Source organism: Aromatoleum bremense, from assembly GCF_017894365.1.
GTDB classification, from domain to species: domain Bacteria; phylum Pseudomonadota; class Gammaproteobacteria; order Burkholderiales; family Rhodocyclaceae; genus Aromatoleum; species Aromatoleum bremense.
On sequence record NZ_CP059467.1, the window covers coordinates 2,293,570 to 2,318,076 of the forward strand.

Annotated in this window: 17 protein-coding genes; 10 read left to right on the top strand and 7 right to left on the bottom strand. The window is 67.7% G+C overall.

Features of this window, described 5'->3' with window-relative positions; translation table 11 throughout:
- Positions 1–126: 126 nt before the first annotated feature.
- Both rocD and ubiB read right to left on the bottom strand, forming a co-directional pair.
- Complete coding sequence (gene rocD, locus pbN1_RS20950) at positions 127–2,283, bottom strand: ornithine--oxo-acid transaminase (RefSeq protein ID WP_169201569.1); 2,157 nt, start codon at positions 2,281–2,283, stop codon at positions 127–129.
- 134 nt (positions 2,284–2,417) lie between these two features.
- Positions 2,418–3,947 (bottom strand): ubiquinone biosynthesis regulatory protein kinase UbiB, encoded by a 1,530-nt coding sequence (gene ubiB / locus pbN1_RS10815; protein ID WP_169201568.1) that lies wholly within the window; start codon positions 3,945–3,947, stop codon positions 2,418–2,420.
- A gap of 155 nt (positions 3,948–4,102) precedes the next feature.
- Between ubiB and argS the strand changes: the two genes are divergently transcribed.
- From argS to pbN1_RS10835, 4 genes are all read left to right on the top strand, one after another.
- Positions 4,103–5,866, top strand: a complete 1,764-nt coding sequence (gene argS / locus pbN1_RS10820) for an arginine--tRNA ligase (protein ID WP_169201567.1) — start codon at positions 4,103–4,105, stop codon at positions 5,864–5,866.
- Positions 5,867–5,889: 23 nt separating this feature from the next.
- Complete coding sequence (locus tag pbN1_RS10825; RefSeq protein WP_210147470.1) at positions 5,890–6,465, top strand: SPOR domain-containing protein; 576 nt, start codon at positions 5,890–5,892, stop codon at positions 6,463–6,465.
- A 91-nt stretch (positions 6,466–6,556) separates the two neighbouring features.
- Positions 6,557–7,207: a thiol:disulfide interchange protein DsbA/DsbL gene (locus tag pbN1_RS10830; RefSeq protein ID WP_169203692.1), complete on the top strand. Its 651-nt coding sequence runs from the start codon at positions 6,557–6,559 to the stop codon at positions 7,205–7,207.
- A 168-nt stretch (positions 7,208–7,375) separates the two neighbouring features.
- The gene (locus pbN1_RS10835; RefSeq protein ID WP_169203693.1) at positions 7,376–12,193 is read left to right on the top strand and encodes an NAD-glutamate dehydrogenase; all 4,818 of its coding nucleotides are present in this window, start codon (positions 7,376–7,378) and stop codon (positions 12,191–12,193) included.
- A gap of 25 nt (positions 12,194–12,218) precedes the next feature.
- Here the strand turns inward: pbN1_RS10835 and pbN1_RS10840 are convergent, their stop codons facing one another.
- Positions 12,219–14,141 carry a potassium transporter Kup gene (locus pbN1_RS10840; RefSeq protein ID WP_169203694.1) on the bottom strand — a complete coding sequence of 641 codons (1,923 nt, stop codon included), beginning with the start codon at positions 14,139–14,141 and terminating at the stop codon, positions 12,219–12,221.
- A gap of 98 nt (positions 14,142–14,239) precedes the next feature.
- Complete coding sequence (ald, locus tag pbN1_RS10845; RefSeq protein WP_169203695.1) at positions 14,240–15,373, bottom strand: alanine dehydrogenase; 1,134 nt, start codon at positions 15,371–15,373, stop codon at positions 14,240–14,242.
- Between the two features lie 111 nt (positions 15,374–15,484).
- Here ald and pbN1_RS10850 point away from each other — a divergent pair, with 111 nt between their 5' ends.
- On the top strand, positions 15,485–16,315 hold the full coding sequence (locus tag pbN1_RS10850) for a helical backbone metal receptor (RefSeq protein ID WP_169203696.1): 831 nt from the start codon (positions 15,485–15,487) through the stop codon (positions 16,313–16,315).
- Positions 16,316–16,352: 37 nt separating this feature from the next.
- Here pbN1_RS10850 and pbN1_RS10855 read toward each other — a convergent pair whose 3' ends face one another.
- The 3 genes from pbN1_RS10855 to pbN1_RS10865 all read right to left on the bottom strand — a co-directional run bounded on the left by pbN1_RS10855 (position 16,353) and on the right by pbN1_RS10865 (position 19,776).
- Positions 16,353–16,829 (bottom strand): putative toxin-antitoxin system toxin component, PIN family, encoded by a 477-nt coding sequence (locus pbN1_RS10855; RefSeq protein ID WP_169203697.1) that lies wholly within the window; start codon positions 16,827–16,829, stop codon positions 16,353–16,355.
- Positions 16,830–16,903: 74 nt separating this feature from the next.
- Positions 16,904–18,727, bottom strand: coding sequence for a PHA/PHB synthase family protein (locus pbN1_RS10860; protein ID WP_169203698.1), 1,824 nt, complete (start codon positions 18,725–18,727; stop codon positions 16,904–16,906).
- 20 nt (positions 18,728–18,747) lie between these two features.
- Complete coding sequence (locus pbN1_RS10865; RefSeq protein ID WP_169203699.1) at positions 18,748–19,776, bottom strand: MBL fold metallo-hydrolase; 1,029 nt, start codon at positions 19,774–19,776, stop codon at positions 18,748–18,750.
- Between the two features lie 138 nt (positions 19,777–19,914).
- Here pbN1_RS10865 and pbN1_RS10870 point away from each other — a divergent pair, with 138 nt between their 5' ends.
- The 5 genes from pbN1_RS10870 (at position 19,915) to pbN1_RS10890 (ending at position 24,479) form a co-directional block, all read left to right on the top strand.
- On the top strand, positions 19,915–20,352 hold the full coding sequence (locus pbN1_RS10870) for a MerR family transcriptional regulator (RefSeq protein WP_169203700.1): 438 nt from the start codon (positions 19,915–19,917) through the stop codon (positions 20,350–20,352).
- A gap of 76 nt (positions 20,353–20,428) precedes the next feature.
- Positions 20,429–20,896, top strand: coding sequence for a PaaI family thioesterase (locus pbN1_RS10875; protein ID WP_169203701.1), 468 nt, complete (start codon positions 20,429–20,431; stop codon positions 20,894–20,896).
- Positions 20,897–20,951: 55 nt separating this feature from the next.
- On the top strand, positions 20,952–22,091 hold the full coding sequence (gene can, locus pbN1_RS10880; RefSeq protein ID WP_169203702.1) for a carbonate dehydratase: 1,140 nt from the start codon (positions 20,952–20,954) through the stop codon (positions 22,089–22,091).
- Positions 22,092–22,130: 39 nt separating this feature from the next.
- Positions 22,131–23,321, top strand: coding sequence for an acetyl-CoA C-acetyltransferase (locus pbN1_RS10885; protein WP_169203703.1), 1,191 nt, complete (start codon positions 22,131–22,133; stop codon positions 23,319–23,321).
- The gene (locus pbN1_RS10890) at positions 23,322–24,479 is read left to right on the top strand and encodes an acyl-CoA dehydrogenase (RefSeq protein ID WP_169203704.1); all 1,158 of its coding nucleotides are present in this window, start codon (positions 23,322–23,324) and stop codon (positions 24,477–24,479) included.
- Positions 24,480–24,507 lie beyond the last annotated feature (28 nt).

A 24,507-nucleotide genomic window follows, 5' to 3' on the forward strand; every position in this document is an offset into this window, starting at 1 on the left:
TGCGGGGGCCGCCCGAATCGATCCGGATTCGCGTCCGATCGTGCCGACGAACGGGCCGACGATTGTGCCAAATTTCGTCGTCCCGTCCCGTCCCGTCCCGTCCCGGAGTGCGGAAGCGCGCTGCGCTCAGCCGTGCAACGGCCCGTGCTCGCGGCGGCGGCTCGCAGTCGCGAGCGTGTCGAGGATCACGTCGATCCCCGCGTCGAGCACGCTGTCGTCGATCACCAGCGGCGGCGCGAAGCGCAGCACCGTGTGGTGCGTGTCCTTCGTCGCGATGCCGCGCGCGAGCAGCAGTTCGGCACCGGTCGCGGCGTCGAGGATGCGCGGATCGAGCTCGATGCCGACCAGCAGACCGCGGCCGCGCACTGCCGTCACGCACGACGGCGCACCGTCGGCGAGCCGCCGCATCAGGTGTTCGCCGAGACGCGCGGCGTTTTCCCACGGCCGCGTTTCCTCAAGCAGATCGAGGACTTCCAGCGCGACGGCGGCGCCGAGCGGATTGCCGCCGAACGTCGAGCCGTGGTCGCCGGGGTGGAACACGTCCATGACTCGCGCGTCGGCGAGGAACGCCGACACCGGCAGCAGGCCGCCGCCGAGCGCCTTGCCGAGGATCAGCCCGTCCGGATGCACGCCTTCGTGCTCGCACGCGAGCAGCCGGCCGGTGCGCCCGAGCCCGGTCTGCACTTCATCGACGATCAAGAGCACGTCGCGCCGGCGGCAGATCTCGGCGCAGCGAGCCAGATAGCCGTCGGGCGGCACGATGATGCCGCCTTCGCCCTGGACCGCCTCGACGAGGAAGGCCGCGGTGTCCGGCGTGATCGCCGCTTCGAGCGCGTCGGCGTCGCCGTACGGGATCAGCTTGAAGCCGGGCGGGAACGGCCCGAAGCCGTCGCGGTACTGCGCCTCCGACGACATGCCGACGATCGCGGTCGAACGGCCGTGGAAGTTGCCCTGGCAGGCAATAATTTCGGCGCGGTCCGCAGCGACGCCCTTGACCTTGTACGCCCACTTGCGCGCCGCCTTGAGCGCGGTTTCGACGGCTTCTAGGCCGGTGTTGACGGGCAGCGCCCGCTCGAAGCCGAACAGCGCGCACAGCCGCTCGAGCAGCAGCGGCAGGCGGTCGTTCGAGTACGCACGCGAGGTCAGCGCGAGGCGCTGCGCCTGGTCGTTGAGCGCGCGCAGCAGGCGCGGGTGGGCGTGACCGAAGCTCACCGCCGAATACGCGCTCATCATGTCGAGGTAGCGCCGCCCCTCGACGTCCCACAGCCACACGCCATTGCCGCGATGGAACACCACCGGCAGCGGCGCGTAGTTGTGCGCGCCGAAATGCTGTTCCTTGGCGCGCAGCAGCGCAGTGCCCGGGCCGAGCGCGGCGCCGGCGAATTCGGCGATCCAGCCGGCGCCCGCGCCGAGCGGATCGAGTTCGGGCACGTATTCGACGATCTCGAATGCCGCGAAGTCGGGGCACGCGCGCAGCGCGAGCAGCGCGTCGGAAAGCTCGTCGGCCGCGAGACCGCCGCTTTCGAGACATGTCACCGCCGGAAAGATCGCCGGATCGAGCGCGTCGAGATCGAGCGTGACGCCGAACGCAGCGGTGTTGCGCCGCACGACGCCGAGCGCGTCGGAGAATACCGCCGACAGCCCCCGCTCGCGGATCGTCGCCATGTCGAAGATCGTCACGCCGAGCCGCTGCAGGCGCTCGAACTCTTCCGGTTCCCACGAGCGCGCGCCGATGATGCAGACGTTGCGCGGGTCGAGGCGCGGGCCGGGGATGCCGGTCAGCAGCGGATCGCCTTCGCCGAGCACTGCCGCGAGCGGCATGCCGTGGATGTTGCCGGAATGGGTGCTGGCGTCGGTGTGGCTGTCGAGGTGGGCGTCGATCCAGATCAGCCCGAGCGTGCCGCGCGCCGCGACGCGGCTGGCGATCGCCGGCCAGGTGCCGACCGCGATCGCATGGTCGCCGCCGAGGATCAGCGGGAAGCGCGCCGGGTCGAGCGCGGCGAGTTGGTCGGCGACGCTGCGTGCCAGGTCGCCGACGCTCTTCAGGCGTTCCTCCATCGACGCGCCCGGCGCCGCTGAGTCGTGCGGCAGCAGCGTTTGCTCCCATGTTGCGGTGATGCCGAGGCCGCGCAGCCGCGCGACGAGGCCGGACGCCTGCAGCGCCGCGGGGCCCGCGTCGGGGCCGCTTGCGGGCGCGCCAAGCGCCGACGCGACGCCGAGGATGCTGACAGCGGCATGCGTCGCGGAATCGTTCGAGATATGAAGCGGGGCTGAATGCGTCATGACATCCTCCCAGGCCGCAGCTGCGGACGAACAAGTCAAAATGCTTGACGGTTCGACGTGGGCGACAGGGATTCGTTCAGCCGCCGCAACGCGTGGCGCCGCGTCGACTGCGCCCGGGCTCCCGGCGCGGCCGCTCAGGCGAAGCCGCGGTACAGCTCGATCGTGACGATCGCCGCGAGCAGCAGCGCGACGACGGCGAGCAGGCGCCCCTGAAAACGCTGCGCCGCGGTGAGGCGATCGAGCTGCTCGCGCTGGACGGCGTGGTGCAGCGCCGGCTCGACCAGCGCCTGATGCATCAGGCGCGGCAGCTGCGGCAGCGTGCCGGCCCACGCCGGCGCCTCGTCGCGCACGCCGCGCAGCAGCGCGCGCCAGCCCATGCGCTCGTCCATCCAGCGTTCGAGGAACGGCTTCGCGGTCTTCCACAGATCGAGATCCGGGTCGAGCTGGCGGCCGAGGCCCTCGATGTTCAGCAGCGTCTTCTGCAGCAGCACGAGCTGCGGCTGCACTTCCATCTCGAAACGGCGCGCGGTCTGGAACAGGCGCAGCAAGGTCTTGCCGAACGAGATGTCCTTCAGCGGGCGGTCGAAGATCGGCTCGCAGACCGCGCGGATCGCCCCTTCGAACTCGTCGACGCGGGTGTGCGCAGGCACCCAGCCGGCTTCGATGTGCGCGCGCGCGACGCGGTTGTAGTCGCGCTTGAAGAAAGCGAGGAAGTTCTGCGCGAGGTAGTTCTTGTCGACTTCGGTCAGCGTGCCGACGATGCCGAAGTCGAGCGCGATATAGCGTCCGTCGGCATGCACGAAGATGTTGCCCGGATGCATGTCGGCGTGGAAGAAGCCGTCGCGGAACACTTGCGTGAAGAAGATCTCGACGCCGGCGCGCGACAGCCGCGACAGGTCCGTGCCCTGCGCGCGCAGCGTCGCGAGCTGCGAGATCGGCACGCCGTGCATGCGCTCCATGACCATCACCGACTTGCCGCACCAGTCCCAATAGACTTCGGGCACGACGAGGAGCAGGGAGTCCTTGAAATTGCGCCGCAGCTGCGAACAGTTGGCCGCTTCGCGCATCAGGTCGAGCTCGTCGTGCAGGTATTTGCTGAACTCGGCGACCACTTCGCGCGGCTTGAGCCGCCGGCCTTCGACCCACAGCCGGTCGAGCAGCATCGCCGCGGTCTCGAGCAGCGCGAGGTCGTGCTCGATGACGCGCTCGATGCCGGGGCGCAGGATCTTGACCGCGACTTCGGTGCCGTCGGGCAACCGGGCGAAATGCACTTGCGCGACCGAAGCGGAGGCGACCGGGGTGCGGGCGAAATCGACGAAGACGTCGTCGACCGGCCGCCCGTAGAAGTCCTCGAGGACTTTCAGTGCCTGCTCGGTCGGGAACGGCGGCACGCGGTCCTGCAGCAGCGCGAGCTCGTCGGCGAGGTCGGTCGGCAAGAGGTCGCGGCGTGTCGACAGCATCTGGCCGAACTTGACGAAAATCGGGCCGAGCGACTCGAGCGCCTGGCGCAGTCGCACGCCGCGCGGCGCCGACGGGCGGCGCCAGAAAAACACGACGTGCCACAGCCGCAGCAGCCGGCCGCTCGGATCGGCGTCGAGCACCATCTGGTCGAGGCCGAAACGCAGGCCCACGGTGACGATCTTGGCGAGGCGGAACAGGCGCACGGGAGGGGGTGAAAGAGGGAAACCGCGGACTTTAGCCCGAAAGGCGGGGCGGCGAAAGGCACAATCGGGCGCAACCGCGCGCGAACTGCGAAGCGCGGCGGGTCCGGTGGGGCCGATCCGTTATAATTCAGCCCTTTTACGATTTCCCGAGTGCCATGAGCGCCGATTCGAAAGTACAACTCACCGCCTTGCTGCGCGCCGCGCTCAAGAGCATCGCGCCGGAACTGGCCGATACGCCGATCCACCTCGAACGGCCGAAACAGGCCGGCCACGGCGATTTCGCGACGAACCTCGCGCTGCAGCTCGCGAAACCGCTGCGCCGCCGCCCGCGCGAGCTTGCGGAGTTGCTGCTCGCCGAGCTGCCGCGCTCCACGCTCGTCGCGGCGACCGAAGTTGCCGGCGCCGGGTTCATCAACTTCACGCTCGCCGCCGGCGCGAAGACCGCGGCGGTGCGCGTGGTGCTCGAGCGCGGTGCCGATTTCGGCCGCGGTCCGCGCAACGGCACCAGCGTGCAGCTCGAGTTCGTCTCGGCGAACCCGACCGGCCCGCTGCACGTCGGCCACGGCCGTGGCGCGGCCTACGGCGCGTCGCTTGCCGCGGTGCTCGATTTCGCCGGCTCGGACGTGACCCGCGAGTACTACATCAACGACGCCGGCCGCCAGATGGACATCCTCGCGCTGTCGACGTGGCTGCGCTATCTCGCGCTGTATGGCGTCGACATCCCGTTTCCGCCGAACGCCTACCAGGGCGACTACGTCATCGACATGGCGCGCGCGCTGCGCGAGGGGCACCAGGACCGCTTCGCCGGCTTCACCGCCGAACAGATCCTCGCAGGCAGCCCCGGTCTGCCGCTCGCCGAGCGCAAGGACGACGAGGCGAAGACGCAGCGCGAGGATCACCTCGACGCGCTGATCGCCAACGCCAAGCGCCTGCTCGGCGAGGACTACCACTTCGTGCACGGCTTCGCGCTCAACGAGCAGCTCGGCGACGGCCGCGAGGATCTCGAAGAATTCGGCGTGCATTTCGACAAGTGGTTCTCGGAGAAGAGCCTGTTCGACACCGGGCTCGTGGACCGCGCGGTCGCCGAGCTCGAAAAGTGCGGCCACGTGTATCTGCAGGACGGCGCGAAGTGGTTCCGCTCGACCGCGTTCGGCGACGAGAAGGACCGTGTCGTGCAGCGCGAGAACGGCCTGTACACGTATTTCGCGTCCGACATCGCGTACCACCTGAACAAGTACGAGCGCGGCTACGACCGCATCATCGACATCTGGGGCGCCGACCACCACGGCTACATCCCGCGCGTCAAGGGCGCGATCGCCGCGCTCGGCCTGCCGCCGGAAAAGCTCGAGGTGACGCTGGTGCAGTTCGCGGTGCTGTATCGCAACGGCCAGAAGGCGTCGATGTCGACGCGCTCGGGCGAATTCGTCACGCTGCGCGAACTGCGCCGCGAAGTCGGCAACGACGCGTGCCGCTTCTTCTACGTGCTGAGAAAGAGCGACCAGCACCTCGATTTCGACCTCGACCTGGCGAAAAGCCAGAGCAACGAGAACCCGGTGTATTACGTGCAGTACGCGCATGCGCGGGTGTGCTCGGTGCTGCAGCAGTGGGGCGGCGAGGCGGCCGAACTGCGCGCCGCGCAACTGGATCTTCTCGAAAACGAGCGTGAGCTCGCGCTGTGTGCGCGCCTCGGCAGCTTCCCCGAGCTGGTCCAGAACGCCGCCGCGGACTACGCGCCGCACCAGGTTGCGTTCTACCTGAAGGACCTCGCGGCGGAGTTCCACAGCTGGTACAACGCCGAGCGCATGCTCGTCGACGATCCCGCGCTGCGTCTGGCGCGGCTCGCGCTGGCGGCAGCGGTGCGGCAGGTGCTGGCCACCGCGCTGGCGCTGCTCGGCGTGTCCGCCCCGCAGTCGATGTAACGACGTAACGTCCGGAGAATCCCGTGAGCCGCGCCCCCAAGTCCCGGCCGACAACCGGCCGCCCGCCCGCGAAAAGCGGCGGCGGCGTGGTCGTCGGCATCTTCATCGGCCTGATCCTAGGCGCGCTGTTCGCGGCCGGAGCCGCGTGGTGGTTCACCCGCTCGTCGCCTTTCCAGACGCCGCAAGGCAGCGTGCCCAGCCGCGTGCCGTCGGCGCCGGACCAGCCGCCGGTGTCGCTGCCGGGCAAGCCGGGCGACCGTCCTGTCGTCAAGCCCGACTTCGAGTTCTACAAGATCCTGCCGCAGGGCAATGTGGCGCCGGCCGAAGTCCCGCCCGCCCCGCCGCCCGCAGCCCCCGTCGCCGAGCGGCTGTACCTGCAGATCGGCGCTTTCGAGAATCCCGCCGAAGCCGACAACCTCAAGGCGAGGCTCGCGCTCGCCGGCATCGAGGCGAGCGCGCAGCGGGCGCAGCTGCCCGACGGACGCACGATGCACCGCGTGCGGATCGGGCCGTTCGCCAAGCCGGAAGACATGAACCCGGTGCGCACGCGGCTCGCCGAGGCCGGCTTCACCGGGACCGTCGTGAAGGCCAGCCCCTGATTCGCGGCTCCATGCCGCCGGCACGGGCGTTTGCGGGAACGTCCGCCCGCGGCCGCCGTCCGAGACCCTGTCATCAACCCGGGAGCAATGCATGAATCGTCGTCTCGCCCTCAAGCAACTTGTCGCGCTCGGCGCGCTGTCCACGCTGGGCGCCTCCGCCTCCGCCCCTGTCTTCGCCCAGCGGGAGGCTTTCCAGACGCTGGGTACGAAGGTGCCGACCGAAGTCGCGGGCAAGGTCGAAGTGATTGAGTTCTTTTCCTACGGCTGCCCGCACTGCCACGACTTCGAACCGCTGCTCAACGGCTGGGTGAAGAAGCTGCAGGGCGACGTGAGCTTCGTCAAGGTGCCGATCACGTTCAACCGTCCCGAATGGACGGCGCTGGCGCGGCTCTACTACACGCTTGAAGCGATGGGCCAGGCCGAAGAGAAGGGGCCGGCGGTGTTTGCCGCGATCCATGAGCAGAAGCAGCCGCTGTATCGGGACGATGCGCTGATGCAGTGGGCGGCGGGCGCCGGCCTCGACAGCAAGCGCTTCGGCGACATCTACAAGTCGTTCGGCGTGCAGTCGAAAGTGCAGCGCTCGAACCAGATCGCGGCGGCCTACAAGGTCAGCGGCGTGCCGATGATGGCCGTCGACGGCCGCTACACCGTTTCCGCGAGCTCGGCGGGCGGATTCGAGCAGATGCTCAAGGAAGTCGACCAGCTGATCGCGCGCTCGCGCAGCGAGCAGAAAAAAGGCTGAACTTCGCCACGGCGCGCAGCCACCGGCCGACCCGCGCGGCCGGATAACCCTACCGGGTAAAAGCTTCTTTCGCCGGGCGCCCGATCCGCGTATCGTTTTCGGCGGAAGCGGGTCGGCGTCCGTATGACGTCGCGTTGCACAGCCCGTCTTCGACAAACGGAGGCAGCGATGCAGTCACTTCAGGCGGACGTCGACGCCGCGCAATTCGACGCGGTTCTGGAACAGATCGCGAACAAGTTGCCGGCCGACCAGGCGGCGCTCATCGAGCCGTTCGCGCGGCGCTGGTTCGGCCAGGTCGCGCCGGAGGATCTCGTCGACCGCTCGGTCGACGACCTGTACGGCGCCGTGGTCAGCCACTGGCAGTTCGTGCGCAAGCATCGCGGCGGCACGCGCTTGCGCGTGTACAACCCGAAGCTCGAAGAGCACGGCTGGGAATCCACACACACCGTCGTCGAAATCGTCAATGACGACATGCCGTTCCTCGTCGATTCGATCACGATGGAAGTCAACCGGCAGGGGCTCACGCTGCACCTGATCATCCATCCGGTGATGCGTGTCGTGCGCGACGAAGCGGGCCAGTACCTCGGAATCGCCGAAGACGGCGACACGCGGGGGCATTACGAGTCGATCATCCACGTCGAAGTCGACCGGCGCACCGAAGCGGACGACGTCGACGCGCTGCGCAGCGGGCTCGAGCGCGTGCTTGCCGACGTGCGCGCGGCGGTCACCGACTGGCCGGCGATGCAGCAGCGCGTGGTCGAGATCATCCAGGGTATCGAGCAGGACCCGCCGCCGGTCCCGCCGGACGAGGTCGCGGAGACGGTGGCTTTTCTGAAGTGGCTGCTGGACGAGAACATCGTGCTGCTCGGCTGCCGCGACTACGAGCTGGTCGCCGCCGACGGCGACAGCGAACTGCGCATCCGGCCCGGCTCGGGGTTCGGCTTGCTGCGGCAACGTCCGGGAGAGAACGTGTCGCGCTCGTTCGCCGCGCTGCCGATGAACCTCAAGGCGACGCTGCCGAATCTGCCGGTGCTGCTGACCGTGACCAAGTCGAACACGCGCTCGACCGTGCATCGGCCGGGGTTCATCGACCGGTTCAGCGTCAAGGTGTTCGACGAGAACGGCCACGCGCGCGCCGAGCGCCGTGTGATCGGGTTGCTCGCGTCGACCGCGTACAGCACCAGCCCGAGGCTGATCCCGTTCCTGCGCCGCAAGGTCGCAGCGGTCGTCGAGCAGGCCGGCCTGCTGCCGAAGAGCCATGCCGCGAAGGCGTTGCTGACGATCCTCGAACGCTATCCGCGCGACGAGCTGTTCCAGATCTCGACGGAGGATCTGTACCACCAGGCGATGGGCATCCTGCGGCTCGGCGAGCGCCAGCGCACGCGCCTTTTCGTCCGCACCGACCCGTTCGCGCGCTTCGTCTCGTGCCTGATCTACGTGCCGCGCGAGCACTACAACACCGACCAGCGGCTGCGCATGCAGGCGGTGCTGATGGAAGCGTTCAACGGCAGCAGCTCCGAGTTCGACGTGCAGTTCTCCGAATCGGCACTGGCGCGCATCCTGATCATCGTGCGCACGCGCGACTCGACGATTCCGCCGTTCGACGTGCACGAACTCGAGCAGCGGCTGGCGCGGGCGACGCGGCGCTGGGAAGACGAGCTGCAGCGCGCGATCCTCGAACACTGCGGCGAGGAGCGCGGCATGGCGCTGCTGCGCCGCTACGCCGACGGTTTCCCGGCCGGCTACCGCGAAGAATACGCGCCGCGCGTCGCGGTGTTCGACATCGAACAGATGGAGTCGCTCGCCGATGACCGCGACCTCGGCATGAGCCTCTACATCCCGCTCGAAGCGCCGCCGGGACGCCTGAACTTCAAGATGTACCGCGTCGGCGCGCCGGTGCCGCTGTCGCAGAGCCTGCCGATGCTCGAACGCATGGGCGTGCGCGTCATCGACGAGAAGCCGTCGGAGATCGAGCGCCAGGACGGGCGCTGCGTGTGGATCCACGATTTCGGGCTGGCATATGCGGGCGCCGAAGAGCTGAACATCGACCGCGTGCGCGCGCTGTTCCACGACGCTTTCCTGCATGCGTGGCGCGGCGAGATCGAGAGCGACGACTTCAACCGCCTGACGCTGCTCGCCGGACTCACGTGGCGCGAGATCGTCGTGCTGCGCGCCTACGCCAAGCACATGCGCCAGGCGGCTTTCACGTTCAGCCAGGCGTACATGGAACAGACGCTCGCGGCGCACCCGAAGCTCGCGCGGCAACTGATCGACCTGTTCGCGCTGCGCTTCGACCCGGCAGGCGGCGGCGAGCGCGAGGCGCGCACGGCGACGCTCGTCGCGAGCATCGAGGCGGCGCTCAACACCGTCGCCAACCTCGACGAGGACCGCATTCTGCGGCAGTTCCTCGCGATGGTGCTGGCGACGCTGCGCACCAACTACTACCAGCGCGCGACCGACGGCGGGCCGAAGCCGTACCTGTCGCTGAAGCTCGATCCGCGCCGCATCCCGAACCTGCCGCAGCCGCTGCCGATGTTCGAGATTTCGGTCTATTCGCCGCGCTTCGAAGGTGTGCATCTGCGCGGCGGGCGCGTGGCGCGCGGCGGGCTGCGCTGGTCCGATCGCATGGAGGACTTCCGCACCGAGGTGCTCGGCCTGGTGAAGGCGCAGATCGTCAAGAACGCGGTCATCGTGCCGGTCGGCTCGAAAGGCGGCTTTGTCATCAAGAACCCGCCCGCCGGCGACCGCGAGGCGCTGCTGGCCGAGGGCGTCGAGTGCTACCGGACGTATCTGCGCGGCCTGCTCGACGTGACCGATAACCTCGTGCAGGGCAAGGTCGTGCCGCCCGTGGATGTGCTGCGCCACGACGAGGACGACCCTTACCTCGTCGTCGCCGCCGACAAGGGAACGGCGACGTTCTCCGATCACGCGAACGCGGTGGCGGCCGAATACGGTTTCTGGCTCGGCGACGCGTTCGCGTCCGGCGGCTCCGCGGGCTATGACCACAAGAAGATGGGCATCACCGCGCGCGGCGCCTGGGAGTCGGTCAAACGCCACTTCCGCGAACTCGGGCTGAACACGCAGGAACAACCGTTCACCGTCGTCGGCATCGGCGATATGTCCGGCGACGTGTTCGGCAACGGCATGCTGCGCTCGCGCAAGATCCTGCTCGTGGCGGCGTTCGACCACCGCCACATCTTCATCGACCCGATCCCGGACGCCGAAACCTCGTTTGCCGAACGCGAGCGCCTGTTCGCGCTGCCGCGTTCGTCGTGGGACGACTACGACAAGGCGCTGATCTCGGCAGGCGGCGGCGTGTGGTCGCGCCACGCCAAATCGATCCGCCTGTCGCCGCAGGTGCGCGAGGCGCTCGGCATCGAAGCCGAGGTGCTGGCGCCCGCCGAACTGATCCGCGCGATCCTCGCCGCGCCGGTCGATCTGCTCTACAACGGCGGCATCGGGACGTATGTCAAGGCGACCAGCGAGACCGACGCCGCGGTCGGCGACCGGACGAACGACGCGGTGCGGGTCAATGGCGCGGCGCTGCGCTGCCGCGTCGTCGCCGAAGGCGGCAACCTCGGCGTCACGCAGCTCGGGCGCATCGAATACGCGCTCCGGGGCGGCAAGATCAACACCGATGCGATCGACAACTCGGGCGGCGTGGACTGCTCGGATCACGAGGTGAACATCAAGATCCTGCTCGACAGCGTCGTCGCCGAAGGCGATCTGACCGAGAAGCAGCGCAACGCACTGCTTCTCGAGATGACCGACGAGGTCGCCAGCCTCGTGCTGCGCGACAACTACGGCCAGACGCAGGTGCTGTCGGTGACGCGCTCGCGGGGCGTGGCGCTGCTCGGCGAGCAGGCCGAATTCATCCGCCGGCTCGGCCATGCGGGGCGCCTCAACCGCAAGCTCGAGTTCCTGCCGATGGACGAGGAGATCGCCGAGCGGGCGCTCAAGCAGACCGGCCTCGTCGCACCCGAGCTCGCGGTGCTGCTCGCGTACAGCAAGATCGAGCTGTTCGACGAAGTCATCGAATCCGACGTGCCGGAGGACCCGTACATCTCCGCCGCGCTGAAGAATTATTTTCCGCAGCCGCTGCGCGAACGCTACGCGGCGCAGATCCAGCGCCATCCGCTGCGGCGCGAGATCATCGCGACGCACGTCGTCAACAGCATGATCAACCGCGTCGGACCGACTTTCGTCAGCCGGCTGCACGGCGAACTCGGCGCCACGCCCGCGGAAGTCGTCCGGGCCTACATGGCGAGCCGCGAAGTGTATGGCCTCGTGCCGACGTGGCGCGACATCGAGTCGCTCGACAACGTCGTCGCCGACGCGGTGCAGACCGAGATGATCAGCGAGTCGGTCCGGCTGATCGAGCGCGGCGCGGTGTGGTTCCTGCGCCACCGCAACTGGATTGCCGACTTGCAGGCGACGCTCGACTACTTCTCGGCGGGGGCGGCGGAACTGTCGGCTGGGCTGCGCGACTTTGTCCAGCCGGCGTACCGCGAAGTCCTCGACGCCGTCGCTGCAAGCTTCATCGAGAAAGGCGTGCCCGCGCCGCTCGCGCAGCGCATCGCGTCGCTCGACGAGCTGTATTCGGCGCTCGACCTCGTCGAGGTCGCGGCGGAAACCGGCCGGCCGGAGGCGACCGTCGCCCGCGTGTATTACGGCCTCGGCGATCAGCTCGACCTGTACTGGCTCGGCCTGCAGATCTCCGCGCTGCCGGCCGAATCGCGCTGGCAGGGGCTCGCGCGCAGCGCGCTGCGCAGCGAGCTGTCGAACCAGGCGCGCATCCTCGCTGCCGAAGCGCTCAGGCATTGTCCGGGCGTCGAACCGCCCGAAGAGGTGATCGCCGCATGGGAGTCCCGCAACCGGAGCAACGTCGAGCGTTACCGGCACCTCCTCGCGGACGTGAAGACCGCCGCGCAGACCGACATGTCGATGCTGTCGGTGCTGTTGCGCGAGCTGCGCAACATGAGCTGAAGAGCGCCGGGTCGGCGCTGCGGGTCTACAGTTCGACCTGCGTGCCGAGCTCGACGACGCGGTTCGGCGGGATGTGGAAGTAGTCGGCCGCACTGCCGGCGTTGCGGAACATGACGATGAAGAGCTTCTCGCGCCAGCGCGGCATGCCGGAACCGACGCGCGACACGAGGGTTTCGCGGCCGAGGAAGAACGACGTCTCCATCATGTCGAATTTCAGGCCGAAATCCGCGCACCGCACGAGCGCTGCCGGCAGGTCGGGGTCGTCCTTGAAACCGTAGTTCACGCGCACGCGGTAAAAGCCGTAGTCGAGTTCCTCGACGACCACGCGCTCGTTGTCGGGAACGTGCGGCACATCGGCGGTCTCGACCGTCAGCAGCACGACCCGGCGGTGCAGCACCTTGTTGTGCACGAGGTTGTGCAGCAGCGCGCGCGGCACGCCCTCGAGCCAGGTCGTCATGAATACCGCGGTGCCGTCGACGCGCGGCGAGGGGCTGTTGAACATCGAGCGGATGAAGCTGTCGAGCGGCATCGTGTCGCTGCGGATGCGGCTGTTGAGCAGTTCGCGGCCGCGCTTCCAGGTCGTCAGCAGCGTGAAGATCAGCGCCCCGATCAGCAGCGGGAACCAGCCGCCGGCGAGGATTTTCACGGTGGTCGCGGAGAAGAACGCGACGTCGACCGCGAGGAACACGCCGAGGAAGAGTCCCGCCTGCAGCCTGCCCCAGCCCCACAGCGCGCGGACGACGACGAACGCGAGCAGGGTGTCGATCATCATCGTCAGCGTGACTGCGATGCCGTACGCCGACGCGAGAGCGCTCGACGAGCGGAAGCCGACGACCAGCGCGATCACCGCGCCGAGCAGCATCCAGTTGATGCTCGGCACGTAGATCTGGCCCATCTCGCGTTCCGACGTGAAGATCGTGCGCATGCGCGGCGCGTAGCCGAGCTGCATCGCCTGGCGGGTCAGCGAATACGCGCCGGAGATCACCGCCTGGCTGGCGATGATGGTCGCGAACGTCGCCATCGCGACCATCGGGTACACCAGCGCGTCGGGCACCAGCAGGTAGAACGGATTGCGCACGTTGTCCGGGTGAGCGAGGATCAGCGCGCCCTGGCCGAGGTAGTTCAGGTACAGCGCCGGGAACACGACGAGGAACCACGCGAACTTGATCGGCCGGCGGCCGAAATGCCCCATGTCGGCGTACAGCGCTTCCCCGCCGGTGATCGCGAGCACGACCGCGCCGAGCGACAGCCAGCCGACCAGCGGCATGTCGGCGAAGAAGCGCAGCGCCCAGCGCGGGTCGAGCGCGCCGATGATTTCGGGATGCAGCGTGATGCCCAGGATGCCCAGCACCGCGAGCAGGACGAACCACACCAGCATCACCGGCCCGAAGATCCTGCCGACACTGCCGGTGCCGTGGCGCTGCATCAGGAACAGGCCGAGCAGCACGACCAGCGCGATCGGCAGCACGTACGGGCGGAACGCCGGAGTCGCGACTTCGAGGCCTTCGACCGCCGACAGCACCGAGATCGCCGGCGTGATCATGCCGTCGCCGTAGAACAGCGCGGCGCCGAACACCCCCAGCGACGACAGCACCCACGCCTTGCGCCCGGGCGGCACCGCGCGCAGCACGAGCGAGGTCAGCGCCATGATGCCGCCTTCGCCGCGGTTGTCGGCGCGGGTGATGAACAGCACGTATTTCGCCGACACCACGAGCACCAGCGCCCAGAACACCAGCGACAAGATGCCGTAGACGTTCTGCGGCGTCACCGGCACCGCATGCGGGCCGTTGAAGACTTCCTTCAGCGTGTAGAGAGGGCTTGTGCCGATGTCGCCATAGACGACGCCGATCGCGGCGACCGCGAGCCCGGCAATGCCGCGTCGCGGAGCGGGGGCGTGCGCGGTGGCAGCTGCTGCGGGTGAAGTATTTACACCCTCGAGTGCCTGCATGAATACTCCCGGGGGACTTGGCGCGAGGCGCGTAGATTAGCGCAGTGCACCATTACCGACGAGCAGATTTTCACGCTCCGGAGAAGAATCTTCGGCCGTCAGGGGCTCATCGGCGGCACCGCTGCAAGGTCGCGCGCGTTGCTGGGCTCGACGCCCAGGGCCGCCGCGACGCCGGGATGCATGATGTGGCCGGCGCAGATGTTCAGCCCCTGCGCCAGCGGCGGGTCGTCGCGCAGCGCCTGGCGCCAGCCCTTGTCGGCGAGGGCGAGCACGCAGGGCAGCGTCGCGGCGTTCAGCGCGAGCGTCGAGGTCCGGGCGACTGCGCCAGGCATGTTCGCGACGCAGTAATGCACGACCTCGTCGACGACGAAGGTCGGATCGGCATGAGTCGTTGGGCGCGAAGTCTCGAAGCAGCCGCCCTGGTCGATCGCGACGTCGACGACCACGGCGCCGGGGCGCATCCTGCGCACCATGTCGCGCGTGACGAGCTTCGGCGCGGCGGCACCCGGTACCAGCACCGCGCCGATCACCAGATCGGCGTCGAGCACCGCGGCTTCGATCGCGTCGGTGCTCGCGTGCAGGGTGTGCAGCTGCGGGCCGAAGCGATCGCCGAGACGGCGCAGGACTGCCACCGACCGGTCGACGATGGTCACCGCGGCGCCCATGCCGAGCGCGATCAGCGCGGCGTTGCTGCCGACCACTCCGCCCCCGAGGATCACTACCCGCGCCGGTTCGACGCCCGGCACGCCGCCGAGCAGCAGCCCGCGGCCGCCGGCTTCTTTCTCGAGGCAGTGCGCGCCCGCCTGCACGCTCATCCGCCCGGCGACTTCCGACATCGGCGCGAGCAGCGGCAGCCCGCCGTCGGCGTCGCTGACCGTCTCGTATGCGATCGCGGTGACGCCGCTCGCGAGCAGGTCTTTCGCCTGTTGCGGGTCCGGGGCGAGGTGGAGATAGGCGAACAGCACCTGGCCGGCGCCGAGGCGCACGCGCTCGACGGGCTGGGGTTCCTTGACCTTGACGATCAGTTCGGCCGCGGCATACAGCGCCCCGGCGTCGTCGACGATGCGTGCCCCGGCGCGCCGGTAGTCGTCGTCTCCTGCGCCGATGCCGCGCCCCGCGTCGCGCTCGACGATCACCTCGTGGCCGTGCGCGACGACCTCGCGGACGCTCGCCGGCGTGAGCCCGACGCGATATTCATGGACCTTGATTTCCCTCGGTACGCCGATAAGCATGCTGAAAACCTCCCGCGAAGGTGGCCGGACGCCGGCCGGCGCGACCCCGGGCAGCGGCCCGATTGCCGCATCGCCTACAATCGTAGCCTTCCCCAACGACTGCAAATCGAAATGCAAGTATCCACGATCCCGCCCGAATCCGCCGCACTGGAAGACGCCGTCGGCGTGGTGCACCGCCCGGCCGAAGGGCCGGTGCGCATCGTGTCGCTGGTGCCGTCGCTGACCGAACTGGTGTGCGGGCTCGGTCTCGCCGACCAGCTCGTCGGGCGCACCGGCTTCTGCATCCATCCGCGCGACATCGTGAGGAGGGTCGCGAAGATCGGCGGCACGAAGGACGTCAGGATGGAAGCCGTGCGGGCCCTCGAACCCACTCACCTGATCGTGAATATCGACGAGAACCGGCGCGAGACGGTCGACCGGCTCGCCGCATTCATCCCGAACGTCATCGTCACCCACCCGTGCGCGCCCGAGGACAATTTCGGGCTGTACCGGCTCTTCGGCCGGATCTTCGAGCGCGACGCCGAAGCCGGCCGGCTGGCCGCGGATCTCGCCGCCGCCCTCGATGCCGCGCGCGCCGCCGCCGTGTCGCTGCCGCCGGAGCGGGTGCTGTACCTGATCTGGCGCGAGCCGTGGATGAGCGTGTCGCGCGACACGTATATCTCGGCGACGCTGCGCGCGGTCGGCTGGGAAACGGTGCCGGGCGACGCATCGAGTCGTTATCCGGAAATCGACTGGCAGGCGCCCGCGCTCGCGCAGGCGCAACGGGTGCTGCTGTCGTCCGAACCCTACCGTTTTCGCGCGTCGCATCTGGACGAGGTCGCGCGGCTGTCCGGCCGGCCCACTGTGCTGATCGACGGCGAAATGACGTCCTGGTACGGCAGCCGCGCCGCGGCCGGGCTGCGCTATCTCGTGCGGCTGCGGGAGCGGCTCGCCGCGGCGTGAGGAAAGCTCGCGGGCCGCTTCGACGCCGGCAGCCGATTCAGCGCGAAGCGAGCTCCTGCGCGAAGTTTTCCGGCGTCATGACCGCGAACAGCGACCGCAGCAGGCGGTGGCGGTTGAGCTTCAGCAACGCCTTGTCGCGGCTGACGAGATGGCTCGCTTCGCCGTCGCGCGCGATCTCGAGAAACTTCTGGTCGTCGCGGTCGCGGCACAGCGGCAGTGCGGGCAGCGCCTGTGCCGGTCCGTCGACCCGTGCGGGTGCACCGCGGTCGGCGAGTAGCGTGACCCGCGCCGTGTAGCCGGCGAGGATCGTCGCCTGGCGTTCGGCATCGACGCCGAACTGGCGGTATGCGAGGACGTGGCGCAATTCGTCGAGGGCGTCGGTGCGCGTGACGAGCGTGAGATGGCGGCCCTCGATCAGGTCTCGCAGGCGCGCCAGCGCCGGGTCTTCGAAAAGCCACAGCGCCATGACGGTATTCGTGTCGAGGACGACGCGCGGGCAGGGAAGGTCGGGCATCGGGTCTTCCGGGGAGCGGTCAACGACTGCGAGGGGGCCGCAGCCCCCTCGCGATGTGCGAGCGGCAGCCCGCGTCAGGCCGCCTGGGTCGCGTCGAGGCGGATCTTGACGAAGGAGCCGGGAGCGTCTTCGATCGGCTTGAGCTTGCCTTTCGCCGGGTCGCGCACGTCAACCTGCTCGGGATCCTGCAGCACCACCCATCCCTGCCAGTCGGTCCACCACGAACCCTCCTGGTGCTGCGCGCCTTCGAACCACGCGTCGGCGTCCTTCGGCAGCTTTGCCGACGGATTCAGCCAGTAGCCGTACTTGTTCGATGCCGGCGGGTTGACGATGCCGGCGATGTGGCCGGAGCCGCCGAGCACGAAGCGTACCGGCCCGCCGAGCGCCTGTGCGCCGGTGTAGGTGCTCTTCCACGGCGCGATGTGGTCTTCGAGCGTCGAGATGAAGTAGCACGGGATCTTGATCTTCGACAGATCGATCGGCACGCCGTCGATGACGATGCCGCCCGGCTCGACGAGCCGGTTTTCCATGTACATCGTGCGCAGGTAATAGCTGTGCATCTTCGCCGGCATGCGCGTCGAGTCGGAGTTCCAGTACAGCAGGTCGAACGGGAACGGATCCTTGCCCATGAGATAGTTGTTCACGACGAAGGACCAGATCAAGTCGTTCGCGCGCATCATGTTGAACGTGCCGGCCATCTCGGAACCTTCGAGGTAGCCGCGCTCGAACATCTTCTTTTCGAGGCTCGATACCTGGCCTTCGTCGATGAACACGCCCAGTTCGCCCGGCTCCGCGAAGTCGATCATCGTCGTGAAGAACGTTGCCGTCGCGATGCGCTTGTCCTTCTTCGCGGCGAGGTAGGCGAGCGTCGTCGCCAGCAGCGTGCCGCCGAGGCAATAGCCGCAGACGTTCACTTCCTTCTCGCCGGTCTGCTTCTCGATCGCGTCGAGCGCCGCGATGATGCCTTCGTGCATGTAGGACTCGAAGGTCTTCTCGGCCAGGCGCTCGTCGGGATTCACCCACGACACGACGAACACCGTGTGGCCCTGGTCGACGCACCACTTGATGTACGAATTCTTCTCGCGCAGGTCGAGGATGTAGAACTTGTTGATCCACGGCGGCACGATCAGCAGCGGGCGCTTGAGCACCTTGTCGGTCCGCGGCGTGTACTGGATCAGCTGCATCATGTCCGTCTGGAACACGACCTTGCCCGGCGTCGTCGCGACGTTGCGGCCGAGTTCGAACGCGGTCGTGTCGGTCATCTTGACGCGCAGCTGGCCGCCGCCGTCTTCCATGTCGCGCAGCAGGTTGTTCAGGCCCTTGATCAGGTTCTGGCCGTTGTTCTTGACCGTCTCGCGGAAGACCTCGGGATTCGTCAGCGCGAAATTCGACGGCGACAGCGCGTCGATGTACTGGCGCGTGAAGAAGTTCACCTTCTTCTGCGAGTGCTCGTCGAGCCCTTCGACACAGCACACGGTGTCATGCACGTGGCGCGCGGTGATCAGGTATGACTGCTTGATGAAGTCGAACAGGAAATACTCTTCCCACTGCTCGTCCTTGAAGCGCTTGTCGGCTTTCTCGGGTTGCGCGATCGGGGCGCCGTGCATGCCCATGACGCGCAGCATCGAATGCTGCCACAGCGAGAAGTAGTCCCACACGAGGTTCATCTGCGACTGGGCGAGCTTGTAAGGATTGGCCAGCAGCTTGGCCATCATGTCCATGAACGCCTGCGCGATGCCCAGCTCGTCGCTGGGCGTGGAGACGCCTTTCTTGAGCTGGCGCTGGACGTGTTCGCTGATCAGGTGCGAAGCGCGCTGGGCGACTTCCGCGTAGGTCTTGGCGACCTCCTTCGGGTCCGGCAGCTCGGCAAATACATTCTCGGGGGTGGGTGCAGCCATCTCTCTAGTGCTCCTGTTTTTCATGCAATGCGTTCGAATCGGATCGTGCCGTCGTCGCTGGTCAGCCTGCGAGCCTCGTTTCTTTTGACAAGGTAGTTGAGGTGAGCGATCGCTTCTCCCATCGCGAACATGACCTGGTGCGTGTCCAGCTCGCGGGGAAACAGTGTCGAGAGAACGTCCGCGGCGCTGCCGGGCATTCCGATTGCGCCCAGCAGTTCGTCGCAGCGTTCACGGTGGTGTGTTTCGAGCTGTGCGATTCTTGTCCTGATGCCGCGGAATGGTCGACCGTGCGATGGTAGCACGAGCGTATCGTCGGGCAAGTCCTTGAAGCGATTCAGCGAATCGAGGAACCAGCCGAGCGGATCGTCATTCGGCGTTGCCGCATAGACGCTGACGTTCGTCGAAATGCGCGGTAGCAGCATGTCACCCGAAATGAGTACCCCGAGCTGCGCGCAGTACAGGCTCGCATGCTCGGGCGCATGACCATATCCTACGATGACGCGCCACTCGTGGCCGCCGATCGTCACGACGTCGCCGTCGAACAGCCGGTGGTAGGCTCCGGGTAGCGTGGGCACGCCGCGGCGGTAACCGTTGCCGCGATCGACGAGCGCCGCCAGGCGCCCGTCGGCGAGTCCATGGCTGCGGAATTGCGCGACCATGTCGGTGACCGAATATCCAGGTAGCTGGTTCCACGTCGTATGGCCGCACAGGAACTCGCCCTGCGTCATCCAGACCGGTGCGCCGTCGCGCGCGGCGAGCCAGGCCGCCAGGCCGAGATGGTCGGGGTGGTGGTGGGTGACGATGACGCGGCCGACCGGGCGCCCGTCGTTCGCGAGGATCGTGTTCCAGTGCTCGCGCACTTCGTCGAGACCGAAGCCGGTGTCGATCGCGGTGAGCGTTTCGCCGTCGTCGAGCAGCCACAGGTTGATGTGGTCGAGGGCGAATGGCAGCGGCATCCGCACCCAGCTCACACCCTTCGCCACGGGAAGCGTCTCGCCGCCGGCAGGGGTCTCGCTGAACGGATACTGCAGTTCGGTAAGACGGTTCATCGGTTTCTCTCCGTTGGACGGGGCACGCAATCGCCGATTGCTCAAACCCCTCAATTCTGATTAACTTTTTCGCTCTCTCAGAGCGGCTGCTTGCGCTGGACGCAATCGACCAGGCCGTTTTACTTCGGGCACCGACCAATGGCAAGCGAACAAATCTACACCATTACCGAACTCGCGCGCGACTTCGACGTGACACCTCGGGCAATCCGCTTCTACGAGGACCAGGGTCTGTTGAAGCCTTCCCGTGCCGGGCGCACGCGCATCTATTCCAAGTCCGACCGTACCCGCCTCAAGCTCACGCTGCGCGGCAAGCGCCTCGGCCTGTCGCTCGCCGAAATCAAGGAATTGCTCGAGATGCACGGCGGTGTGCGCAATCCCGCCGCCCAGCTGGTGCGTTTCCTCGTCGTGCTCGCCGACCGTCGCGAAGCACTCGAACAGCAGCGCGAGGACATCGAGGCGGTACTCGGCGAGATCGCGATGCTCGAAAAACAGTGCTCCGAGCTGCTCGGCCACGATGCCGGCGGCGCGGCGGCCGCACGCGCCGAGATCGTGCGCCGGATGCGCAGCGGGGCTTGATTTTTTTTGCGATTAGTTTACGTTGACGTAAACGTAATAACAACTGGAAATTCTACAATCCGGACGAGGAGACGCGATGAGACACGAGCTGCCGATTTTCCAGCCGAAAGATCCTGGGTATGCAGATCGCGTCCATGAAAGTTTCCGCCTGCAGCAGGCGATGGCGCTGATCGGCGCCGAGTTGCCGGTCGTCGAGCCGGGCCATGTCGAGATCCACCTGCCGTTCAAACCGGAAATCACGCAGCAGCACGGCTTCATCCATGGCGGCGTCGTCGGGATGATCGCGGACTCCGCGGCCGGCTACGCGGCGAACACGTTGACGCCGGCCGGCACCAGCGTGCTGACCGTCGAATACAAGCTGAACCTGCTCGCGCCGGCCGACGGCGAACGGCTCGTCGCGCGCGGCGAAGTCGTCAAGCCCGGCCGCACGTTGCTGATCACGCGGGCGGAAGTGTTCGCGATCAGGCGCGAGCAATGGACGCTGTGCGCGGTGATGCAGCAGACGATCATGGCGATGCATGGCAAGAAGGAAGGGGTCGAGTGATTTCAGCCGCCGCTGCGCGGCCGCGGCGTTGCAGGCAAAACTGAAGGAATTCTCTGTGCCAGTCGAACTTCGTGTGTTGGGTGCCGATGACCGGGTCTGCCTCGACCATGTCCGCCAGTTCTTCCGCAACTATGCCGGGTCGCTCGGCGTGGACTTGTGTTTCCAGGGTTTCGGCGACGAGATGGCGTCCTTGCCGGGAGCCTACGGGGCGCCGCAGGGCAGGCTCTTTTATGCCGAAATCGATCGCCAGCCCGCGGGCTGCGTCGGAATCCGCCCGTTCTCCGACGGTATCTGCGAGATGAAGCGACTGTACGTCGAGCCGGCGCTGCGCGGGTTGGGCGTCGGTCGCGAACTGGTCCTCGCGGCGATCCGGGCGGCGAAGGAAATCGGTTACCGCCGCATCCTGCTCGACACGCTGCCGACGATGCGCATCGCCGTGAAGCTGTATCGCGAACTCGGATTCACCGAGGCGCCGGCCTACTACCCGACGCCGATCGAAGGGACGCTTTTCCTCGCGCTGGACCTCGACAACTGGTCCGAGGAGGAGGTCGCGAACGAGAACCTGTTCCACCTCTTCGATTACAACCGCGCCTGGGCGCAACAGATGCAGCAGATCGACCCGGGTTTCTTCGAGAAACTGTCGAAGCTGCAGGCGCCCGAATACCTGTGGATCGGCTGCTCGGATTCGCGCGTGCCGGCGAACCAGGTCATCGGCCTGCTGCCGGGCGAAGTCTTCGTGCATCGCAACGTCGCGAACGTCGTCGTGCATACCGACCTCAACTGCCTGTCGGTGATCCAGTTCGCCGTCGACGTGCTGAAGGTCAGGCACATCATGGTCGTCGGCCACTACGGCTGCGGCGGCGTGAAGGCGGCGCTCGGGCGCGAGCGCGTCGGCATCGTCGACCTGTGGCTGCGCCACGTGCAGGACGTGCACGTCAAGCACCGCCAGGCGGTCGATGGGCTGCCGCCGGAACTCGCGCACGATCGGCTGTGCGAGCTGAACGTGCTCGAACAGGTCGTCAATGTGGCCCAGACGGTGGTCGTGCAGGACGCGTGGAAACGTGGCCAGCCGCTGGCGGTGCATGCGTGGATCTACGGGCTGAAGAACGGCCTGGTGCGCGATCTGGGCCTTAACGTGACGCGCCCCGAAGACCTGATGCCGCGCTATGTCGCGGCGCTCGAAACGCTGGCCTGAGAGCTGGCTATCCCTACAAGTCGTACAGGAGAGAAAAGCATGAATGATCCAGTGGTCATCGTTTCCGCCGCCCGCACGCCGCTGGGCGGCTTCCAGGGCGATTTGTCCGCACTGAGCGGCCCGCAACTCGGCGCGGTCGCGATCCGGGCGGCCGTCGAGCGCGCCGGGGTCAACCCCGGGCAGGTGCAGGAAGTGTTGATGGGCTGCGTGCTGCCGGCCGGCGTCGGCCAGGCGCCCGCCCGCCAGGCTGCGCTCGGCGCCGGCCTGCCGCTGTCGGCCGGCTGCACCACGGTCAGCAAGGTGTGCGGCTCCGGCATGAAGTCGGTGATGCTCGCGCACGACCTGCTGGTCGCGGGCACGAACGAGGTGATGGTCGCCGGCGGCATGGAGTCGATGTCGAACGCCCCCTACCTGCTGCCGAAGGCGCGCGGCGGCTACCGCCTCGGCCACGGCCAGGTGCTCGACCACATGTTCCTCGACGGCCTCGAGGACAGCTACTCGAAAGAGAACAAGGGTCGCCTGATGGGCACTTTTGCCGAGGACTGTGCGAGCCACTTCGACTTCACCCGCGCCGCGCAGGACGAGTTCGCGGTCGCCTCGACGACGCGCGCGCAGAACGCGATCCAGGACGGCAGCTTCGCGTGGGAAGTCGCGCCGGTGACGGTCCCGGGGCGCAAGGGTGACGTCGTCGTCGACCGCGATGAGCAGCCGCCGAAGGCGCAGATCGACAAGATCGCCGGCCTGAAGCCGGCGTTCAGGAAGGACGGCACGGTGACTGCGGCGAACTCCAGTTCGATCTCCGACGGCGCCGCCGCGCTCATGCTGATGCGCCGCTCGACCGCCGACAGGCTGGGCTTGAAGCCGCTGGCGACGATCGAGGGACACGCGACGCACGCGCAGGATCCGGCGTGGTTCACGACCGCCCCGGTCGGCGCGATTCAGAAGGTGCTGGCGAAGGCCGGCTGGAACGTCGGCGACGTCGACCTGTGGGAAATCAACGAAGCGTTCGCGGTCGTCACGATGGCGGCGATGAAGGAGCTGAACCTGCCGCACGACCGCGTGAACGTCCACGGCGGCGCGTGCGCGCTGGGCCATCCGATCGGCGCGTCCGGCGCCCGGATCATCGTCACGCTGCTCGGCGCGCTGAAGCGGTACGGCAAGACGCGCGGCGTCGCGAGCCTGTGCATCGGCGGCGGCGAAGCGACGGCGATTGCGGTGGAGCTCGTCTAAATGATCCTCACGCAAGAACAGGAGATGATCCGCGATTCCCTGCGCGCGTTCGCGCAGGAGCGCCTTGCGCCGTTCGCGGCCGAGTGGGACCGCAATCACACCTTCCCGCGCGAGGCGCTCAAGGAACTCGCCGAACTCGGCGCGCTCGGCATGGTCGTGCCCGAGCAGTGGGGCGGCGCGGGGATGGACTACGTGAGCCTCGTGCTCGCGCTCGAAGAGATCGCGGCCGGCGATGGCGCGACCTCGACGATCGTCAGCGTGCAGAACTCGCTCGCCTGCGGTATCCCGAACCGCTACGGCAGCGACGCGCAGAAAGAGCGCTGGCTGAAGCCGCTCGCGAAAGGCGAGAAGCTCGGCTGCTTCTGCCTCACCGAGCCGCATGTCGGCTCGGACGCGGCGGCGATCAGGACGACCGCTGTGCGAGTAAACGATAATGAGGGCGACGGCTGGGTCATCAACGGCGTCAAGCAGTTCATCACCACCGGCCGCGAGGCCGACGTCGCGATCGTGTTCGCGGTGACCGACAAGAGCGCCGGCAAGAAGGGCATTTCGTGCTTCCTCGTGCCGACGGGTTTCCCCGACTACGCGCCGGGCTACATCGTCGCCCGCGTCGAGGAGAAGATGGGGCAGAAGGCGTCCGACACGGCGCAGATCCTGTTCGAGAACTGCCGTGTGCCGGCCGACGCCCTGCTCGGCGCCGAGGGCGAAGGCTACAGGATCGCGCTGTCGAACCTCGAGGCGGGCCGCATCGGCATCGCCGCGCAGTGCCTTGGCATGGCGCGCGCGGCGCTGGAAGCGGCGGTCAAGTACGCGCACGAGCGCGAGACCTTCGGCAAGCCGATCTTCGAGCACCAGGCGGTGAACTTCCGCCTCGCCGACATGGCGACGCAACTGGAAGCCGCGCGCCAGCTCGTGTGGCACGCTGCGAGCCTCAAGGATGCCGGCCGGCCGTGCCTCAAGGAGGCGTCGATGGCGAAACTGTTCGCGTCCGAGATGGCCGAAAAGGTGTGTTCGGATGCGATCCAGATCCATGGCGGCTATGGTTACGTAGCCGACTTCCCGGTCGAGCGCATCTACCGCGACGTGCGCGTGTGCCAGATCTACGAAGGCGCGAGCGACATCCAGCGGCTGGTGATCGGGCGGGCGCTCGCCGCCTGATTTCGTTGCCGCGCCCGCGGGAGCCGGG